At 47.8% G+C, this 17,642-nt stretch carries 17 protein-coding genes; 4 read left to right on the top strand and 13 right to left on the bottom strand.

Features of this window, described 5'->3' with window-relative positions:
* Nucleotides 1–803: 803 nt before the first annotated feature.
* From NSS87_RS02620 to NSS87_RS02590, 7 genes are all read right to left on the bottom strand, one after another.
* Entirely contained in the window at nucleotides 804–1,268 is a 465-nt protein-coding gene (locus NSS87_RS02620) for a DUF420 domain-containing protein (RefSeq protein ID WP_042123812.1), read from the bottom strand.
* A 26-nt stretch (nucleotides 1,269–1,294) separates the two neighbouring features.
* The gene (ctaG, locus tag NSS87_RS02615; protein ID WP_076285928.1) at nucleotides 1,295–2,215 is read right to left on the bottom strand and encodes a cytochrome c oxidase assembly factor CtaG; all 921 of its coding nucleotides are present in this window, start codon (nucleotides 2,213–2,215) and stop codon (nucleotides 1,295–1,297) included.
* Between the two features lie 82 nt (nucleotides 2,216–2,297).
* Complete coding sequence (locus tag NSS87_RS02610; protein WP_042184535.1) at nucleotides 2,298–2,624, bottom strand: cytochrome C oxidase subunit IV family protein; 327 nt, start codon at nucleotides 2,622–2,624, stop codon at nucleotides 2,298–2,300.
* 5 nt (nucleotides 2,625–2,629) lie between these two features.
* A complete protein-coding gene (locus NSS87_RS02605; RefSeq protein WP_042184533.1) occupies nucleotides 2,630–3,256 on the bottom strand; it encodes a cytochrome (ubi)quinol oxidase subunit III in 627 nt (208 codons plus the stop codon).
* A complete protein-coding gene (ctaD, locus tag NSS87_RS02600; RefSeq protein WP_042193223.1) occupies nucleotides 3,253–5,100 on the bottom strand; it encodes a cytochrome c oxidase subunit I in 1,848 nt (615 codons plus the stop codon). Before ctaD ends, NSS87_RS02605 begins: the two co-directional genes overlap by 4 nt.
* Nucleotides 5,101–5,227: 127 nt before the next feature.
* Complete coding sequence (coxB, locus tag NSS87_RS02595; RefSeq protein ID WP_042123804.1) at nucleotides 5,228–6,274, bottom strand: cytochrome c oxidase subunit II; 1,047 nt, start codon at nucleotides 6,272–6,274, stop codon at nucleotides 5,228–5,230.
* A gap of 398 nt (nucleotides 6,275–6,672) precedes the next feature.
* Complete coding sequence (locus tag NSS87_RS02590) at nucleotides 6,673–6,861, bottom strand: hypothetical protein (RefSeq protein WP_042123803.1); 189 nt, start codon at nucleotides 6,859–6,861, stop codon at nucleotides 6,673–6,675.
* A 470-nt stretch (nucleotides 6,862–7,331) separates the two neighbouring features.
* Here NSS87_RS02590 and NSS87_RS02585 point away from each other — a divergent pair, with 470 nt between their 5' ends.
* The 3 genes from NSS87_RS02585 (at nucleotide 7,332) to NSS87_RS02575 (ending at nucleotide 9,847) form a co-directional block, all read left to right on the top strand.
* Nucleotides 7,332–8,348, top strand: coding sequence for a serine hydrolase (locus NSS87_RS02585; protein WP_339244548.1), 1,017 nt, complete (start codon nucleotides 7,332–7,334; stop codon nucleotides 8,346–8,348).
* A gap of 92 nt (nucleotides 8,349–8,440) precedes the next feature.
* Nucleotides 8,441–8,779, top strand: a complete 339-nt coding sequence (locus NSS87_RS02580; RefSeq protein ID WP_060626766.1) for a hypothetical protein — start codon at nucleotides 8,441–8,443, stop codon at nucleotides 8,777–8,779.
* Between the two features lie 111 nt (nucleotides 8,780–8,890).
* Nucleotides 8,891–9,847, top strand: a complete 957-nt coding sequence (locus NSS87_RS02575) for a diacylglycerol kinase family protein (protein WP_339244546.1) — start codon at nucleotides 8,891–8,893, stop codon at nucleotides 9,845–9,847.
* 98 nt (nucleotides 9,848–9,945) lie between these two features.
* On the opposite strand, the gene NSS87_RS02570 is transcribed toward NSS87_RS02575, so the two are convergent.
* Genes NSS87_RS02570 through NSS87_RS02555 form a run of 4 tightly spaced genes read right to left on the bottom strand, consistent with a single transcriptional unit; the run spans nucleotide 9,946 to nucleotide 12,541 of the window.
* The gene (locus NSS87_RS02570; RefSeq protein ID WP_042123794.1) at nucleotides 9,946–10,539 is read right to left on the bottom strand and encodes a xanthine phosphoribosyltransferase; all 594 of its coding nucleotides are present in this window, start codon (nucleotides 10,537–10,539) and stop codon (nucleotides 9,946–9,948) included.
* 42 nt (nucleotides 10,540–10,581) lie between these two features.
* Nucleotides 10,582–10,884, bottom strand: a complete 303-nt coding sequence (locus NSS87_RS02565) for a hypothetical protein (RefSeq protein ID WP_042184527.1) — start codon at nucleotides 10,882–10,884, stop codon at nucleotides 10,582–10,584.
* 22 nt (nucleotides 10,885–10,906) lie between these two features.
* Nucleotides 10,907–11,725 carry a helix-turn-helix domain-containing protein gene (locus tag NSS87_RS02560; RefSeq protein ID WP_339244544.1) on the bottom strand — a complete coding sequence of 273 codons (819 nt, stop codon included), beginning with the start codon at nucleotides 11,723–11,725 and terminating at the stop codon, nucleotides 10,907–10,909.
* 33 nt (nucleotides 11,726–11,758) lie between these two features.
* On the bottom strand, nucleotides 11,759–12,541 hold the full coding sequence (locus NSS87_RS02555) for a zinc ribbon domain-containing protein (RefSeq protein WP_339244542.1): 783 nt from the start codon (nucleotides 12,539–12,541) through the stop codon (nucleotides 11,759–11,761).
* Between the two features lie 305 nt (nucleotides 12,542–12,846).
* Between NSS87_RS02555 and NSS87_RS02550 the strand changes: the two genes are divergently transcribed.
* Nucleotides 12,847–13,521 (top strand): GTP pyrophosphokinase family protein, encoded by a 675-nt coding sequence (locus NSS87_RS02550; RefSeq protein WP_042193221.1) that lies wholly within the window; start codon nucleotides 12,847–12,849, stop codon nucleotides 13,519–13,521.
* A gap of 100 nt (nucleotides 13,522–13,621) precedes the next feature.
* Here the strand turns inward: NSS87_RS02550 and NSS87_RS02545 are convergent, their stop codons facing one another.
* Together NSS87_RS02545 and NSS87_RS02540 are read right to left on the bottom strand one after the other, a co-directional pair.
* Nucleotides 13,622–14,425 (bottom strand): hypothetical protein, encoded by an 804-nt coding sequence (locus NSS87_RS02545; protein WP_339244541.1) that lies wholly within the window; start codon nucleotides 14,423–14,425, stop codon nucleotides 13,622–13,624.
* 32 nt (nucleotides 14,426–14,457) lie between these two features.
* A complete protein-coding gene (locus tag NSS87_RS02540) occupies nucleotides 14,458–17,544 on the bottom strand; it encodes a DEAD/DEAH box helicase (RefSeq protein ID WP_339244540.1) in 3,087 nt (1,028 codons plus the stop codon).
* Nucleotides 17,545–17,642 lie beyond the last annotated feature (98 nt).

Raw genomic sequence — 17,642 nt, 5'->3', positions numbered from 1 at the left:
TTTACCATTGTCAATCCTGTAAATGGAAAACATTCAAGTTGATTAGGAGGTATGCGCTCCCCGTCCCTTTGGAGAAGGGTTTGCACGTATGAGAAACTGATCATTATTGGGATTAACTAATCAGAGGATTAAACATTACTTATGGAGAGGTTGTATGTGAGCGAAGGACGCGAAGTGAGGTCAGCCTCATTGTTGCTTCGCCAATGGGTTGTAGGTGTAGGGCCAGTTGTTGCGGCTCGGTGGGGTGATTGATGGGCGGGAGCGACTCCTCTGTGGGTGTGACCACTAATGGATGCGACTCCTCGGCGTGCGCTACCACTGAGTGGATGTGAGTCACTCGGTGAGTGTAACTGCTAGTAGAAGCAACAATTAGGGAAAATCTCCCTCTAATTACTTGGATTTATCCTGAAATCATCGTTTTTAGGGAATTCCTCCCTATAAATTCGCCCATTTACGCGTTTTAGCGCTAAAACCGTAAAAAAACAGGGAGGAATTCCCTAATTACCGATTTTCGAGCTCAAAACTTATCTCTTTCAGGGAGGTTTTCCCTAAAAGTAAGCAGATAGAATACTTCACATCACGCACTGTTCAGATCACGAGTGATTTCACAGTACAATTTCAAGATTTCAGCACTCCCCCAACTCCATAAACTAAAATAAGCCCGTCATCCATCATCCCTATTTAGGAACGAGCAGATGCACAGGCTTATTTCATTACTATTCACACAAATTCACGTACGATTCGCACGCATATTCACATGCTCTTTTCACATGCCAATCACAAGCTCTTTTCACGCAACTATCTTACGCGCCCAAAATAACTTCCCACACTGGCTTGGTGTGTCCACCTGGATACAGAACATAAAGCAGCACATATACCATAACGCCAGTAATCGCAGTAATGAACCAGATTATAGATGTTACTCTGCCCCACTTACGGTGCTTGGAGTACTTCGCCTTAAATCCAAGAGTTAACGTAGTAAGTCCGAATACCGCAGCTACCGTTGCCAGCACGATATGGAAGATCAGAAACACTTGATAAATCGTCTGAAGTTCATCCGGTCCGCCCCATGAGGTGTTTCCCACGAACAACGTTCTAGATACATAAACAATAAAAAACAGGAGCGCAGCGATTGCGGCAGCAATCATCGTCTTCTTGTGCGCCTCGCGTTTGCCCTTAATGATGAGCCACCAGCCAATAGCTACGAGCACCGCACTGAGCACGATGAACGATGTGCTAATAGTTGGAAACACCGTAAAAATATCCATGATTCTCCTCCTTGGCAGTCTACCAGTTATGCACGGGTCAAGGTGCTCTCCTCGAGTGCTGAGGAAGGCGTCGATAATTCATCGCCCTCTTGTCCGTTCTCTTTTTTATACCAATGATAGAACACATAAGCAAGCATAGAGGCAAAAATAAATTCCTGAATGAACTTCATCGCGATACCTCCCACCTGCTGATCCACTTTTGGTGACAACAATGAAAAGAACGCAGGACCCCCAAAATTCTGAAGTAAGGCAGAAGGATCACCCGATATACAATAGCCCATGGCAAGTGCCCAAGTCTCCGGATCACTGTAAGTAGCATAGAGCGGTTGATCTGCAAAAATAATCAGTCCGCATGCTGGTGTCAGCAATACCATGTTTAGAAAAATAAACCCAATCTTGCCCAGTCCACTCGCCATTCGGCGCTCCGGTAGCGGATTGATCAATGTCCACCACATTAAGGCAGCTGTTAGGAATAAAACAATATAGTAGATTCGGTGAACGGTAAAATGCAGCATCACATAATCATGGATAACAGGAATATGGTACAAAGAAAATAGTCCATTAAACAGTAAAGCAGCTACCACCGGTCGAGCTAAAAAAGACAGTCGGCGAAATGGATTTACTCTCAATATGCTGCGCCAGATAAAATCTGGAATCCCCAGCATAATCAGCGGCACCGCCACTAGGTATGACAAGGCCATACTAACCATGTGGAATGAAAACATCATATGTCCTAAGAGACTAACAGGACCGCCTTGTGCAAGATAAAGCGCAAGCATTCCGCACACAAATAGTGCTCTTCGCCAGATCGGAACCGGAACTGAATCGGCATGACGTCCAGCAATCGGACCAATCCAAACGAAATAACCCGCCGTCAGCAGCAGCATGACCGCCAGAAAAAGCGGGCTCCATAGTTCTGCAAAGCTAAAATATTGTAATCCGAGCATAACCCTAACCCCTCCTAGCGCAGGATCTAGTTAAACACCAAAAAGAGGGGGCATCTCAGCCCGCCTCTTTCTTTATAGTCCGTTAATTCCACCAAACCCAATACAGCGACATAATAATACAGGTACCGGCGGTAAAAAAACCACCCAGCATGAAGATAATCGGTATTAGATGTCCTTTATCTTTCAGGTGCATCCAGAAGCCCATCTGCACAATGACCTGAATGACTGCCATCACCAGGAGTAGAATAACCGCAAAGGTGGCATTCACCCCTCCAGCCGCAACAGCGGCGAAAGCAATTAAGGTCAAGACAATGGACAGTATAAAGACAACAATATGCCTCTGTGGCCCTTCATGCCGATGACGATGCTTATACCCGTCATTCTCTGGCACATGCTGATCTGTCGTCATAGTGTCTAGCCCACCTTTCCAAGTAGGTATACAACCGTAAAGATGAAGACCCATACCACATCAATAAAATGCCAGTACATGGCTGACACATACACTTTTGGTGCAGTAACTACGGTTAATCCTTTACGCATGAGTTGCCCAATCAGGATGGCGATCCATGCAATCCCGAAAGCTACGTGCGCACCGTGGAATCCTACTAATGTATAGAATGCCGAACTAAATGCACTTGTAGTCATTCCGAAGTCTTCGTGTCTCACATATTGAGTAAACTCATAGATCTCCAGAATCAGGAAGCCAAGCCCTAAGGCTACAGTTACCAAAAGCCAGTTACGAAGCACAGCCGGACGGTTCCTATGCATCGCTTGGATAGCGAATACACTCGTCAGACTGCTTACCAAAAGAATGAATGTTGCAGCAGCTACAAGCGGCAAGTGAAACAATTCATTCGCCGATGGCCCCTCATTCGTCTGATTACGCAATGCGAGGAACGTAGCGAACAACGTACCGAACAATACCGCTTCCCCACCTAGAAACAACCAAAAGGCAAGAACCTTGTTTCGTCCTTCGAGCGTAGCTTTTTCCGGCTCGTGAGGAAATTCTTCCTTAGAAGCTTCTGCATGTGCCGTTGTCATGTCCGCTCACTTCCTTCCAGCTCTTCAGGTTCAATATGCCATCCATGATCATCATACAGCGAACGCAACAGCATAGATCCAAACGTGATGATAAGACCGATGGCTGTAACGATATAATTATTAAACATAAAGCTCATAAAGGCGTTGCCGAAGTCATCCCGACTGAACATGAAGCCAAGTCCAGCGATGAAAATTCCAACAGACATAGTAAACGGCAATATAGTTGCAGACGGCATATGGATCGAGCCGACCGGTTCTGCCGGAGTCATGCCTTTATTTCCTGCCATCTTTTCTTTCCAGAATGCATCAATACCACGGATAAGTGGGGTTTGCTTGAAGTTATATTCTGGTGGTGGTGAAGGAATCGTCCATTCTAGTGTACGTCCATCCTCCCACGGATCATTAGCTGCATCCGCCGGTCTTCTTGAAGTTAGATAGATGTTAACCAAGAATATAATCATGCCCACACTCATCAATCCAGCACCGATTGTACTGACTAAATTCAACAAATCGAATTGCTGATTCGGCAAATACGTGAATACCCGACGTTGCATCCCCATGAGTCCAAGGAAATGCTGTACAAAGAATGTCAGATGGAATCCGATGATAAACGTCCAGAAGGTCCATTTGCCCAGCTTCTCACTTAGCATCCGACCAAACATCTTCGGCCACCAGTAATGCAGACCTGCAAACAGGCCAAGCACCAAGCCGCCCACAATAACGTAGTGAAAATGTGCTACAACAAAATACGTATCATGGAACTGAAAGTCAGCAGGCGCAGAAGCCAGCATGACGCCAGTGACGCCACCCATCGTAAAGGTAGGAATGAATCCTGCCGCGAACAGGTTTGGTGTCGTGAAACGTACTTGCCCGCCCCACATCGTGAACAACCAGTTAAAAATCTTGATTCCTGTCGGAACCGCAATCAACATCGTCGATACAGAGAACAACGCATTAGCTACCGGCCCAAGTCCGGTAGTGAACATATGGTGAGCCCAAACCATGAAGCCCAGGAAGGCAATCAGGATGGTAGCGAACACCATTGAGCTATACCCGAACAATCGCTTCCGTGAAAAAGTCGGGATAACCTCCGATATAATTCCGAAGGCAGGCAGAATGAGGATATATACTTCTGGATGACCAAATATCCAGAAGATATGTTGCCAGAGCACCGGATTACCCCCAGCCCCAACCTCGAAGAAATTGGCTCCAAGTATCCGGTCGAATGTCAGCAGTACTAAACCTACTGTAACTGCTGGAAATGCAAACAAAATAATTGCGGAAGTAATAAATGTAGTCCAAGCAAACATCGGCATCCGCATGTAGGTCATTCCCGGCGCGCGCATCGTAATGATCGTGGCTAGAAAGTTAATCCCCCCGATGAGGGTACCTAATCCGGCAATTTGAAGACCAATCGTATAAAAGTCTACACCGTGTGTAGTGCTGTATGTACTCGTAGATAGTGGGGTGTAGGAGGTCCATCCGGCATCAGGAGCGCCACCCATTATCCAGCTGAGATTCAGTAGAATTCCGCCGAACAGGAAGGTCCAGAAGCCAAGTGCATTTAGAAAAGGAAAGGCTACGTCACGTGCACCGATCTGTAGCGGTATGACGGCATTCATTAAGGCGAAGATGATTGGCATGACGCCGAGGAATATCATCGTCGTACCATGCATGGTAATAAGTTCATTAAACGTTTGGGCATCCAAAAAATTATTCATTGGTTTGATGAGTTGCCAGCGAATCAGAAGTGCTTCAATTCCGCCGATACCAAAAAATAATCCTCCGGCCCATAGGTACAAAATTGCGATTTTTTTATGATCGACGGTTGTTAGCCAATCCATAAGTCCTGTATGGCGCTTCACATTGTGGCCATGCCCCAGAGGCTTGGATGAATTCAAGGTATGCGCTGCTTGAGCCAAAGTTCGTACCCCCTTTTTCGAAAGTTCCGCCCGCCTTTAGGCTAAGGCATTAGTCCAGCTTATAGTTGGCCAGATACTCAGCAATGCCATCAATCTCCGCATCACTTAGGCCTAGATCTTTGGGGTTAGGCATCAGATTTCCCGGTTTTACGGATTGTGGATCATGCAGCCATGTTTTGAGATTCTCCTCAATTGGTGCACCATCCTCCCTCGTGTCGTCGTTGAGCAGGATCCCTGCAATCGACTCCCGAGAACCAATTCCGGTCAAGTTCGGCGCATTATTAATCCCTTGATCACCTACAGCGTGGCAAGTCAGACACGCCGCTTTGAACTTCTCAGCTAAAGCAGGATCCTCTGGCAGCACAGCTACGGGTGCTTTCATCGAATCTATCCACTTCTGAAAATCTTGCTCACTAACCGATTTCACCTTAAATTCCATGAATCCATGAGACGGCCCGCATAGTTCCGCACATTTGCCACGGTAAACGCCTTCATTAGGTGCACTGAAGCTGAAGCGGTTAATCGTCCCGGCTGGGTTGGTGTCGATTTTACCGGAAAGGGAAGGGACCCAGAAGGAGTGCAGCACGTCTTTAGTCTCCAGTTCAAAAGCAATATCTTTGCCCACTGGAATAATCAGATCCTGCGCTGTAGTCACCTTGTAATCGGTATACTCAAACTCCCACCAATATTGGTGGCCGGTTACTTTAACCTTAATCGCATCCTTGTCATTGGCATGATCATCTCCTGCGGCGAACACTGCTTTCACCGTTGGAACTGCCAGTACCACTACGAGGATAAGCGGAATGACCGTCCAGAGAATCTCAAGCTTGATGCTACCCTCAACCTGCTCAGGGATTTCATTCTGACCCGGCTTTCGACGGAAACGGATCAGTACATAAGCTGCAATCGTAAAGACAATCAGCAACACGACGATCATAATACTGATCGACAGCTCCATTAATCCATAAGACATTTCCGCCTGAGGCCCCTGTGGTCTGAGCACTGACAAGTCCTCACGGCCGCACCCGGCAAGAAAGAGACCAAACATAGCGGTCATGGGAAGGAGTCGCTTTACAGCCTGCCACGTTTTCATCATTGATCTACCCCGCTTTTCCCGATTTCGTAGGTTCCTGTTTTTTTCTGTCAATTATAACAATCACTATTAATATAAGTTTAAGGGAAAGTTTTGTCAATCGTTCACAACTAGTTCACATTGTAATTTTCGACATAATAATTCCTTGTCCTACCTGCATTTATGCGCGTTTTTTGAAAACGCAATCAAATAAAAAATGATCGTTAAAGCGCATTCATTGTGAAATGTGTCTATTAATTCATTTGACTATTTTATGAGAGACAATATTTCTTATTCATAAATGTACATACAAAAAAAACCGATTCCTGCAACAAACGCTGCTCGGGCACGGTTTATAAGAATCCTCGTGGATGTTATTACTCAAAATGATGTCAAAAGTAAGTGACACTCGTATCTGTTAGCTAGGAGACGGATGAATTCATCTTTACCAGCTCATGCTCCACGACCATGGTCAGTTCTTCTTCATAGCCTCCGGTAATCCGATATTTTCGGACGTACTCCTTTACGAATTTCTTGGGATCTTTGGGCCGGAAAATACGTGTCATTTCCCGTAAACTTTCCTTGACTTCGTTATGACCTTTACTTGCCATGATCAGTTCCCTCCCAAAACATTGAAAATGAATGCTCCGTTGTAGAGAATGCATGATGAAAAGTACGCCGTAACCTCGAATGCAAGTGAAGCAACCATTACACATACGTGGCTTGCATTATCCGCCAAAACGTAAAATTCAAAGCTTCAAAGCCTTGAGATACTGGTTCGCCGGTGAAGCAGGTTCGTCGTGATTTGGGCTGAGAGTAAGGACGCCTGTTGAACGAAAGCTCCTTGACACTTTTATTACCCGAAGAGCCACTTACTGAATCACCCCTTTCGGGCCTTATCGTTATATTGTATCATATTCCGGTCCAACTTCCACCTTTCCTTGTAAAATGTGCTAATTGGAAAATTTTTATTTTTTTACAATGTTCTTCGTAAGTCATATTGCTCGTGTCGGGTTAAAATACAATATGCTCTATAGCAGGCCACACCTAGCATATACCACAGCAAGAAAAGGAGATCATTATGGGCCAACCTACACCATTACTGACTTCATCTTATAACGTAGTTCCCGCGATGACTACCGCGCTACCCGAGGAAACTGCAACGCGCCGTGAGGGTCTTGAACAAGCTGATTATGCTATTCAGAAAGAATATCCAAAGATGCATAGTATGCTTATTGCTCGCCATGGCAAGCTCATCTTTGAACGTTATTACGGCAACCATCATGCCGGGGCATTAAATGATCTTCGATCTGCGACTAAAAGCTTTATCAGCGCAATTACCGGAATCGCTATCGATCGGGGAGATATCCCTGATATCGATGTCTCGGTTTCCAAGGTACTTCGTAAACATGTTCCATACCTGCACTCCCCTCATTTATCAAAAATCACTCTCCGTCATCTGCTTACCATGACTTCCGGATTTAGCTGGATCACGGGCAAGAAGCTGGGGGAGCCTTTCGTCCGGAATCTCCATCGTAGTCGCCGCTGGGGTTCCTTTGCTCTTAGTATGAACATAATTCCGGAACATATCGGTCAATTTCAATACCGTAGTATCGACACCCATCTGATTTCGATGATCCTTAGTGAATCTACAGGTCTCGATGCATTCACCTATGCTGCTGAGCATTTATTTAGCCCTCTCCGAATGACTCACACGGCTTGGTTACCGAGTCCCGAAGGACATAGTATGGGACATATTGGTCTGTACTTAAACTCAAGAGATATGGCTAAATTTGGTATGTGTCTGCTTAATAACGGCGTATTTGCAAAGCAGCAGATCATTCCGAAGCATTGGCTGCAAGAAGCACTAACTGCACAGACTACGGGATACCCGGCTTTTGGAGATTACGGATATCAGTTCTGGGTGGGTACGATGAGCGGCCAACCCTACAAGCTTGCCCACGGTCATGGCGGACAGCAAATCCTTATCCTACCCAAGTTAGATACGGTAGTGGTCTTTACAGCAGAGAGTAAGACAAACAATTGGAAGAACCCCCGCAAGCTGTTGGAAAAGTATATTATACCCACAATGAGCTAAACATACTTTTTCCTGACAAGTCATAGGCTTTTAAGGAAGAAGGAGTAGCGAACTAACCCCCTTCTTCTCCAAGTAGAAGGAGAGTGAGCCCTTTGTCCCCTTTCAAATCATCCACCGGATTGCCCGATAATATTGCGGGCGCGCTGTGCTATTTTTTCCCTTTTATCGGCGGTGTTGTCTTTCTCGCTCTGGAGAAACGCAACCGCTTCGTGCTGTTCCACGCGTTGCAATCACTGCTTACGTTCGGCGTGCTGATGATTCTCCATGTCCTAACCGGATTTATCCCTTTTCTCGGTTCCCTGTTGAGTGCAATCCTCTCTCTTTGCAGCTTTGCTATATGGCTGCTTATGATCTATCAAGCTTTAAGCAGCAGATGGTATAAGCTCCCTTGGGTTGGGGATATCGCAGAAAGTCAGATTCGGCATCTATAAACACCGCTGAACTAACACCTCTTATCGCTGAAAAGTATTCCCTTTTGCCCATCCACTCCTTACAATGGAAAGACGGGCATCAACGGAATTCTACAGGCTGGAGGAATTTAAATGTATCTATTCATCATAAACCCGCGTTCCGGCGGGGGCGCAGGCGGGCGGACCTGGCATACTGTAGAGGCGCTCATGAAAGAGCGGATGCTGCCATATATGACCTTGTTTACGCATAGCGCAGAGGGTGCAGAAGCCCTCGTTCTAAATACAATTAAACACCGTGAGGACTGGAAAGCCGCGATTGTAATTGGCGGCGATGGCACGCTGCACAGCATTTTGGGTGCCCTTCGTGGCAAAGATATTCCTATGGCAATCATCCCTGCCGGCTCCGGTAACGACTCCGCACGCGGCTTCGGCATTCCGCTTTCGACTGAAGCAGCGCTGGAAGCTGCACTTAGCGAACGGTATATCGAAGCCGATCTGATCTCAGGCGCAAACGGACTGACTTTAACAGCCGTTGCCAACGGCTTTGATGCTCAGGTGGCCGAGAATGTGAATGCCAGCCGTTACAAACGGCTGTGCAATGCCATTGGTGCAGGCCAACTGGCTTATATCATCGGCATATTGCATACGCTGATGACGTTTAAGCCATGCCGGGTGAGTGTTGCGTGCGACGGGACGGAGCACGTCTTTGAAAAGGCATGGCTGGTCTCGGTCTGCAACCTGCCCAGCTACGGCGGCGGGCTCTTGATCTGCCCGCAGGCGAAGGCCGATGACGGCCAGCTCGACGTCTGCGTCGTGCACGGGTGTAGCCGCGGGCAGCTGCTGCGGCTGTTCCCAACGGTACTGAAGGGCAAGCATGTAGCGTTGCCCTTCGTGTCGATGCTGCGTGGACGTAGCGTAGCCGTCAACTTCGCAGAGGCCCGGCCGGCGATCGGCGATGGCGAGAGCTTCGGCAAAGGGCCGCTTGCCGTGCGCTGCGAGCCTGGATCGCTGCGGGTGCTCTCGCCGCTGGCGGCGGTTAGCGCGCAGCGCCACGCCGATCCTGCAGCGGCATGCGGTAGCAACGGGTAATCCATACCCGTACATCACAAAAAACAGCAAGAGACAGGCTTATAAACCTGTCTCTTGCTGTTTTGTGTTAACTTCATCCGAATCTACACCAAAGAGTCTTAGCTAAGTAGCCCTTCCTCTTCTTCCACGAAAGAGATTCTTCCATCCTCCAGTGAAGCGATTCGCACGAGTGATTCTACCCGGTAACCAGCTTCCTGCAGTAACCGATTTCCTGGCTGGAACGCTTTTTCGATCACGATACCAATCCCAACCACACTTCCTCCTGCCTGCTCAACAATACGAGCAAGTCCGAAGGCAGCTTCGCCATTCGCCAAGAAATCATCGACAATCAGAACTCGCTCACCCGGAGCAATGAACTTCTTGGAAACGGTAATTTCATTCGTTTCTTTCTTCGTGAAGGAGTAAACCTTTTCTACATAAATATCCTCTGTGAGCGTCAACGATTTCTGCTTACGGGCAAAAATCAGCGGAACCTCCAGCTCTAATGCCGTCATAATCCCCGGAGCAATTCCCGAAGATTCAATCGTCAGTACCTTTGTAATCTCTTCGCCGGAAAAACGGCGGGTAAACTCACGGCCAACCTCACGCATTAGAAAGGGGTCCATCTGATGATTCAGAAAAGAATCTACCTTGAGCACGCCTTGCCCGAGTACAATACCTTCTTTTAACACCTTTTGTCTCAACAGCTCCATAGTGCTCCTCCTTCTCCCATCAATGAATCCTTTCTCCCCACTTTATAGACCTGTCGGTTTTTGTGGCAATAAATTTCCAACGATAGATTTTAAATTATGGTCATCCTTGCTCTTTTCTTGCCCATTATCATAACCCGTAATTCGGATCTCCACGAAATCGCCCGGATTTACCGGTTTAAAGATCAATTTCTCGCGATCTTCCAGTCTCACGTTAAATTTCATGTCCTTGAACATTTCAACTAGCTCTGCTTCTCCGGGACTTGCTCCTTTATCCAGAAACAGCAGTCCACGCAATTTTTTAGGACCATCCTCATGCACCACTTCAAAATGTACGATACATTCCATGCTTTTCACCTCCCTGTAATAGCTACTGCGCCTGTTCTTCCCCATCATCGCCTGGATCATGCATCACATATTTGCTGTGAATTTTGCTGTAACGCTCACCATAACGTTCTTCTAATTCTGCGCCCATATCCTGCTCCAGCTCGAACAGCACCATTTCCTGTGCAAAATGATTCAATAGCAGATCTACTAACACCGGGTGCTCGGTTACAACCGCTTGTGCCGATCCATCTTCATAGCGCATCCCGAGCATACACCAGCTCCGATCGATCACGAATGAGAACTTCCGTCCATCTGTTCGCTGAGTATCTCTTCCGAGAGGCGGCCATACCGGATAGGCGGCAGGAGCAGCATTGCCACCATCAAACGCCCACAAGAGTCTAACGCCACGCAACTCCGCCTGTTCAAGTTCACTCCGTAGAAGTGACGCTTCCTCACGCCACATATCCACTACGATCTCTTGCTCAGCCATATTAAGTTGGCGAATAAGAGCGCCCAATACATTGCGGTCACCTTCCACATTATAAAACGAAGGGCTAACAGGTCCACCGCGAGGCATCTCACTTTCCATATAAGCCAGTGAAGCTTGAACCCGTCCCGAGATCATGGTCGCAAGCTCCTCTGGATTGAGAACACTGTACCGCGCAGGTTCTCCTTCGCCACATCGTACATATCCCTGCTGCGTAAGGCGTTGTAACGCCGCATACACATTCGATCTTGAAACTCCGAGCTGTTTGGCAACCTCATAGCCAGAAGCCTGACCTTTTGTCGCAAGCTCTACCATAATTTTGGACTCCATCTCCGTGAAGCCCAGATTGCGCAGATGCAGCAGCAGCTGTTCCATCTTGTTGTCCCCCTAAGCTGACTGAAATCCGTACTATATTTGCTCTGACCCACATCGCGGGCACCATAAGGAGCCCTTAGGTAATTCGTTCCGACAGATTTGGCACTGGATCATATCTCGTACACCATGGTCCTCAGTGACCGCAGATTCCTCCTGATGCTCATTCTTGTGCCATTCGCCGAAGCGACGGTCTAGTTCAAGCTGTCTTTTTCTTTCCCGTTCCAGCTGCTCGGCTTGTTTACGTTCCCGCTCAATATCTTGCTCGCTCGCCTTATATTCCTCAAGTGGCAGCTCATCATCCGGATGCTGAACTTCAGCATATACGACACTCTGCGGGTGCAGCTTCATTGCAATTTCCTTCTCTTCATCCGTAAGCTCATCTGCACCATAATATTGATCTTCGTCATCTTCATTCACAGATTGAACAAATACCGGTGTGGAAGGCACCCTTCTCGAAGCGGACAATGGTTCCAGCTTACTTCCGCATTTCGGACAAAAGTTTGCATCAAGCGCCACAATATGACCACAGGAACATAACCGCTCATTTTTCAGCTCAGCAATTCGTGTCCGCAGGACTTCGATTTTTTCCTGAAGTTTGGAACAGTTACGGGACAGCTCCACCATTTTACCTTCAGCTACCGACATATCCTTTGAACGATATCCTTCATAAAAAAGTCTGCCCATTTTCGTAAATTCAACTTCCATCTCTTGTTCAACATCGGAAATAAGTCCGTTCAGCTTGCCGATCTCTACTGAGTTTTGGGCTTTTTCGGTAACCCGGCTCGCGCTATCTTTAATTTTTTTGATAAAACTCATTACAGTTCCTCCCTCTCCAGCGATACGTGTTTCTATCATACCAAATGTATCGAGTAGATTCATTAATGTGCTTTAATACGCGATTTAGAGGAGAATGTTCCTATAAAATCCATACTAATTGATTTAAGCCACTTCCCTCTTACACATATGGGTTATATTTCCTAATTTTGAATGTAATTTTGCGTCAGGGGTTCTACATCGGTTAAAATAGAATTATCACAAATAACGAAATCGGGAGAGTTTCAGTGGAAGAACATGAGAGCACACAGCTTACGCTTAGTCAGCTACAGGTACACGTAAAGGATCTGCAACAGTGGCAAGGTAACAGCAACGAGGATTTCGCCAAACTGGTTAACGAGTTCGAAGCCTTACCGGCACTCTATCGCCACGCGTTAAATGATCTTCAGAATAAAATTGATGTGATCAAGACGGAATGGCAATCCCGCGACGGCTTCAGTCCCATCGAACATGTCAAATGCCGGATCAAAGAACCAAAGAGCATTCTTCAAAAGATGGAGCGCAAAGGCTACGGCTTCAGCTTGGAAAATATGGAGCAATACATTCACGATATTGCCGGAATGCGGATTGTATGTGCCTTCGTTAAAGATATATACCGTTTAGTAGATCATCTTAGTACACGCGAAGACATCCGCGTGCTTGAGATTAAAGATTATATAGCTCATCCTAAACCAAACGGATATCAAAGCCTTCATCTTATAGTCGGTATCCCACTCGTCCTACTGGAAGGAACACGCTGGGTCAAGGCTGAGATCCAGCTGCGCACCCTAGCTATGGACTTTTGGGCAAGCATGGAACATATTCTGTATTATAAATTCGATAAGCAGTTGCCTTCGCATGTCGCTGAGGAACTGAAAGAAGCCGCGCGCGCCGCTGATGAACTAGATCAAAAAATGCTTCGTCTTCGCCGCGAAATTCTAGAGCTTTCAGAAGGAGAATTGCCTCCTGCTGGTCAGCATTAGAATAACTAACCAGATACTCTGTTAGATAATTAGGCAAAACAAGAGGCTGTTTCAAGAGTAGCATTCACTACTTTTGAGACAGCCTCTTTCGTATTTTCACTTACCGCTTAATCAGACCCTTATTCGCCCGACGTGCAGACGCTTCTGCAACCCGCTGCATAATCAAAGTTAATCCCTCAATGGCTTTAGGTGTCTGCGGTAGCAACGTTCCCCAGTCTTCTGTAACTTCAGCTACTACTACAGGCGAAGGAAACGGTCTAGCCGCAATCTCATGGAACTGTGGCCCAGGCTGATGTAGAGAACCCTCAGCAGCCGCTTCTGCCAGCCATTCGCCAGAGGAAATGGCCGGACCCTTGCGTTCAAGCCGAGCCAATTCTGTAGAAAGTTCACTAACCGAGGCCTCTTCTTCCTCTGTTTCAGCTTCGCCGCTAGAAATATCCCCTTCAGCCCAAAGGGCAAAAATTCCGTCCAAGAGCTCTCCTTTAGTAAATCCTCTCAGCGAAAGTGCCAGCAGTGGCTCTTCAGCAAGACGTTCTTTAATAAGCTTCAAAGTTTCCGCCTTATGCTCCAAACCCTCACCCTCAAAAAGGGCTTGCTCCAGCTCACTATCCGTAGGTAGAAGCTCAAGTTCTGCCAGCTCACCCGTCAAACGTCCTTGCAGCAGGGAAAATACTTCCCCGGGACTTAGTGCCAGACTTCGTAATATTTCTTTTCTTCGGGAAGCATGCCATACCGGAACCTTCAGAGAGAGAGGTCGATCCGCTTGTTGTTCCTGAGCAGGCGCACTGGCGTTCAATTCACCCTTCGACCGAGACCCTCCCGTCACTTTCCCAGGTAGCACCGACCATGCTGCTTTTACTAATCCAGGCACAACTTCCAGCCGCATCTCTAACCGTTCACTCATTGTTCGATCCCTCCGTAACACTCATATCTGTCTTACATCCAGTCCTGATCCTGCAGTTCAATAAGTTCCTTCAGCTCATGATTGGACATCTCAGTCAACCATGTTTCGCCAGAGCCAACAACCTGCTCGGAAAGATTCTTCTTACGCTCAATCAATTCATCAATACGTTCTTCCAACGTTCCTTGGCAAATCAACTTATGCACTTGAACATTTTTATCCTGACCAATTCGGAATGCCCGGTCTGTCGCCTGATTCTCGACTGCCGGATTCCACCAACGGTCATAATGGATGACATGATTAGCTCTTGTAAGGTTCAACCCTACACCACCCGCTTTTAAAGAAAGTACGAAGAAGGATGGGCCTTTTCCCTCTTGAAAATCATGAACCATCTCGTCGCGCTCTCGTTTTGGAATTCCGCCGTGTAAGAATAGCGGCGCTGTTCCATAACGCTTAGTCAGCTTGCTAACCAAGAGCTCACCCATCGCTACATATTGAGTAAAGATCAACACAGATTCTCCGACCTCCGCAATGCTATCCAGAATCTCGAACATGACTTCCATTTTACCGGAATGCTCACTTCGCGGACCCCTGCCTTCTTCTTTGCGGAATAGCTGAGGATGATTACAAATCTGCTTCAATTTCGTTAGAGAAGACAGCACGAGTCCTCTGCGAGCCATCCCGCTACTCTCTCCAATCACGCCAAGCATTTCATCCACGACACCCTGATATAGGACTGCCTGTGTTTCCGTCAGCGGACAATAAGACTTCAGCTCCAGCTTTTCCGGTAAATCTTTAGAGATATCCGGATCGCTTTTCAAGCGGCGCAACAAGAATGGCGATACCAAGCGATGCAATTCCCGCAGTCGTTCTCCACCCTCTCCAGATACATAACGCTGCCGGAAGGAATGGTAGGTTCCTAGGTAACCCGGGTTTAAAAAGTGAAAAATAGACCATAACTCACCTAGTCTGTTCTCTACTGGTGTCCCCGTCATAGCTATGCGATGCGGCGCTGATAGCTTCATCACACTTTGCGCCTGTTTCGTCCGATGATTCTTAATATACTGAGCTTCATCCAGCACCACAGTGGACCACTGAACATTCGCTAAATCCTCGCTGTCACGACCTGCTAAATGATAGGTCGTCAATACAATATCATGACTGGCAGCCAGTTCTAAAAAGCTATCTCCCCGCACTCGGCGTCCACCATGATGAATGTGAACTTTAAGCGAAGGCGCAAAGCGCTGCAATTCCCGCTGCCAGTTCCCCAAAAGTGAGGTTGGGCATAGAATCAGCACAGGCTCCTGCTTCTCTTCAGGTGGAGCACTTAAAGCGCGGTCCAGCAGGCAGGTAATGACCTGCACCGTCTTACCGAGACCCATGTCATCGGCCAGACACACCCCAAATCCCAGACCACTGAGAACGGAGAGCCATTGATAGCCGCGCTCCTGATAAGGTCTCAGGGTGCCGTGCAGACCTTCAGGTACGGCACGCACTGGAAGATTACGCAATATGTCGCCCCGCATCAGCGATGACAATAGTCCGGATGTTTCCATCCCCGTGACCGACATCCCTTTCCAGAGCCGCTCTTCACCATCCTCAGCCTCTAGGCGCATCCAATCGGCTGCGGTCATTTCCCCATTTTCATGGCGTTTCATATATCTAAGAACCTGGCGAATTTCTTTAGGATCTACCTCAATCCATTCTCCGCGGAAACGTACAAAGGGTACGCCTGCCTCCACTAGTGCGTTTAGTTCTTCTTCACTGATTGTACTCTCCCCAAGTGAGGCTTCAATGCGAAATGAAATCAGCTCTTCCATCCCAAGAGCCACTGGAGCAGGACTATCAATCCCACTCACTACCGGCTGCATTTTCATTTTCATGCCAATCCGGCGGCGTCCCTCACGGCTCCAGCGCGATGGCATCTGCACGGTTATTCCACGCTCACGCAGCTGCTGCACCGTCTCCTTCAAAAAGAAATAAAGACGCTCTGGTTCCAAATCTGCTCCCGTAGGTGCAGGCATAGAAAGAGCGCGCTCTATGTCTGGAGAGATTCTTGCCGCTCGGCCCAGCGCTATAAGAAGCTGCTGCTGTATATTTCGATAGCGTTTCCCCCATAACGTAAACTCTCGTTCCTTACTGCTCCAAATCGATTTTGCCGGAATCCAGAATTCCCCTTCTTCCTTGTTCTCCGCCCAGAAGGTTAACCGCCAGATTTCTTCATTATCTCCAGGGGGCTCAAGACGTAGCCCAAGACCCAGCTGTCCACTCCGCGCTTCTTCAGGTTCCGATTGCGGCACATCGCTACCAGCTGTCTCATTCACAGTAGCCAGAAGATCTGTCACCTCTGCTTGCGTTCCCTGCACGGGTATATCCCGGCTGCCTGTAAGAAGACTATTCCACCACAGCTCAGTTAAAGGGGAGTAACCCCGGCGATAATTGGCTTTGTAAGGGGTAAGTTCACTTTCAATACCCGCAATCACTTTCTTTATCTCTGCAGTCATTACCGCCTGCATAAAGGAGTAAAGCACATAGGCGCCTGCCTCTTCCCTCGAAGATAAATCCCCCGCTTCAGCTATATGCGTCCCTAAGGCCAATACCGGCATGGACGACGCCAGCTGCAGAAAGATCTCCTTATCCTCCTGCTTTCGAAAAGCTGGAGACCAGCAGACCGTTGCTGCTTGTTCACCACCACGACGGCGTGAACCTACCGGACGTGGGGGCAAGGCTCCTGGCGTAACGCCGCCAGTACCCATCAATTCCAGCGCAAAGCGGGCTGCTGCCGCCCAATAGCGCAATTCGCCTCCAGGCTCTACTCCCTGATCTCGGCATAACGTCTCATCCCATGCCAGAAGCAGTTCAAATGCATCGCTAGGGACTAAGGCGAGCCCTTCGAATGTTCTTCCGGGCAATCCACGGCGTGCTGGCTTCCCCTCTACAGGAGGAGCCGGATATTTCACTTCTGCGAGCCGCAGAGCAGCACTCGCAAAAGGGCGAACTCCTCCCTGCAGCTCCAGCCGCTTCACCACTCGGGTCCAAGCGTCAACCTTCGGCTCCGAAGTTTCGCCAGAGAAGCAAAATAACACATCCCCCAACCATATTGCATAAAGATGCTTAGTCATCGGTGATCTCCTGTCTTTTAAGCAAGCAAAAAAAGAACCAGTCCGCCACCATCAGGTGGTAACTGCAACCTTTTCCGCGAGAAATAAATTTTGAAGCT

Source organism: Paenibacillus sp. FSL F4-0243, from assembly GCF_037963295.1.
Classification (GTDB): domain Bacteria; phylum Bacillota; class Bacilli; order Paenibacillales; family Paenibacillaceae; genus Paenibacillus_AQ.
This window is presented reverse-complemented; position numbering and strand designations above follow the sequence as displayed.

What these genes read in the sequence shown, in the direction of transcription:
- NSS87_RS02620 (WP_042123812.1), bottom strand. Translation starts at nt 1,268, where the DNA reads ATGGATATTTTTACGGTGTTTCCAACTATTAGCACATCGTTCATCGTG.
- ctaG (WP_076285928.1), bottom strand. Translation starts at nt 2,215, where the DNA reads ATGCTCGGATTACAATATTTTAGCTTTGCAGAACTATGGAGCCCGCTT.
- NSS87_RS02610 (WP_042184535.1), bottom strand. Translation starts at nt 2,624, where the DNA reads ATGACGACAGATCAGCATGTGCCAGAGAATGACGGGTATAAGCATCGT.
- NSS87_RS02605 (WP_042184533.1), bottom strand. Translation starts at nt 3,256, where the DNA reads ATGACAACGGCACATGCAGAAGCTTCTAAGGAAGAATTTCCTCACGAG.
- ctaD (WP_042193223.1), bottom strand. Translation starts at nt 5,100, where the DNA reads ATGGATTGGCTAACAACCGTCGATCATAAAAAAATCGCAATTTTGTAC.
- coxB (WP_042123804.1), bottom strand. Translation starts at nt 6,274, where the DNA reads ATGATGAAAACGTGGCAGGCTGTAAAGCGACTCCTTCCCATGACCGCT.
- NSS87_RS02590 (WP_042123803.1), bottom strand. Translation starts at nt 6,861, where the DNA reads ATGGCAAGTAAAGGTCATAACGAAGTCAAGGAAAGTTTACGGGAAATG.
- NSS87_RS02585 (WP_339244548.1), top strand. Translation starts at nt 7,332, where the DNA reads ATGGGCCAACCTACACCATTACTGACTTCATCTTATAACGTAGTTCCC.
- NSS87_RS02575 (WP_339244546.1), top strand. Translation starts at nt 8,891, where the DNA reads ATGTATCTATTCATCATAAACCCGCGTTCCGGCGGGGGCGCAGGCGGG.
- NSS87_RS02570 (WP_042123794.1), bottom strand. Translation starts at nt 10,539, where the DNA reads ATGGAGCTGTTGAGACAAAAGGTGTTAAAAGAAGGTATTGTACTCGGG.
- NSS87_RS02565 (WP_042184527.1), bottom strand. Translation starts at nt 10,884, where the DNA reads ATGGAATGTATCGTACATTTTGAAGTGGTGCATGAGGATGGTCCTAAA.
- NSS87_RS02560 (WP_339244544.1), bottom strand. Translation starts at nt 11,725, where the DNA reads ATGGAACAGCTGCTGCTGCATCTGCGCAATCTGGGCTTCACGGAGATG.
- NSS87_RS02555 (WP_339244542.1), bottom strand. Translation starts at nt 12,541, where the DNA reads ATGAGTTTTATCAAAAAAATTAAAGATAGCGCGAGCCGGGTTACCGAA.
- NSS87_RS02545 (WP_339244541.1), bottom strand. Translation starts at nt 14,425, where the DNA reads ATGAGTGAACGGTTAGAGATGCGGCTGGAAGTTGTGCCTGGATTAGTA.
- NSS87_RS02540 (WP_339244540.1), bottom strand. Translation starts at nt 17,544, where the DNA reads ATGACTAAGCATCTTTATGCAATATGGTTGGGGGATGTGTTATTTTGC.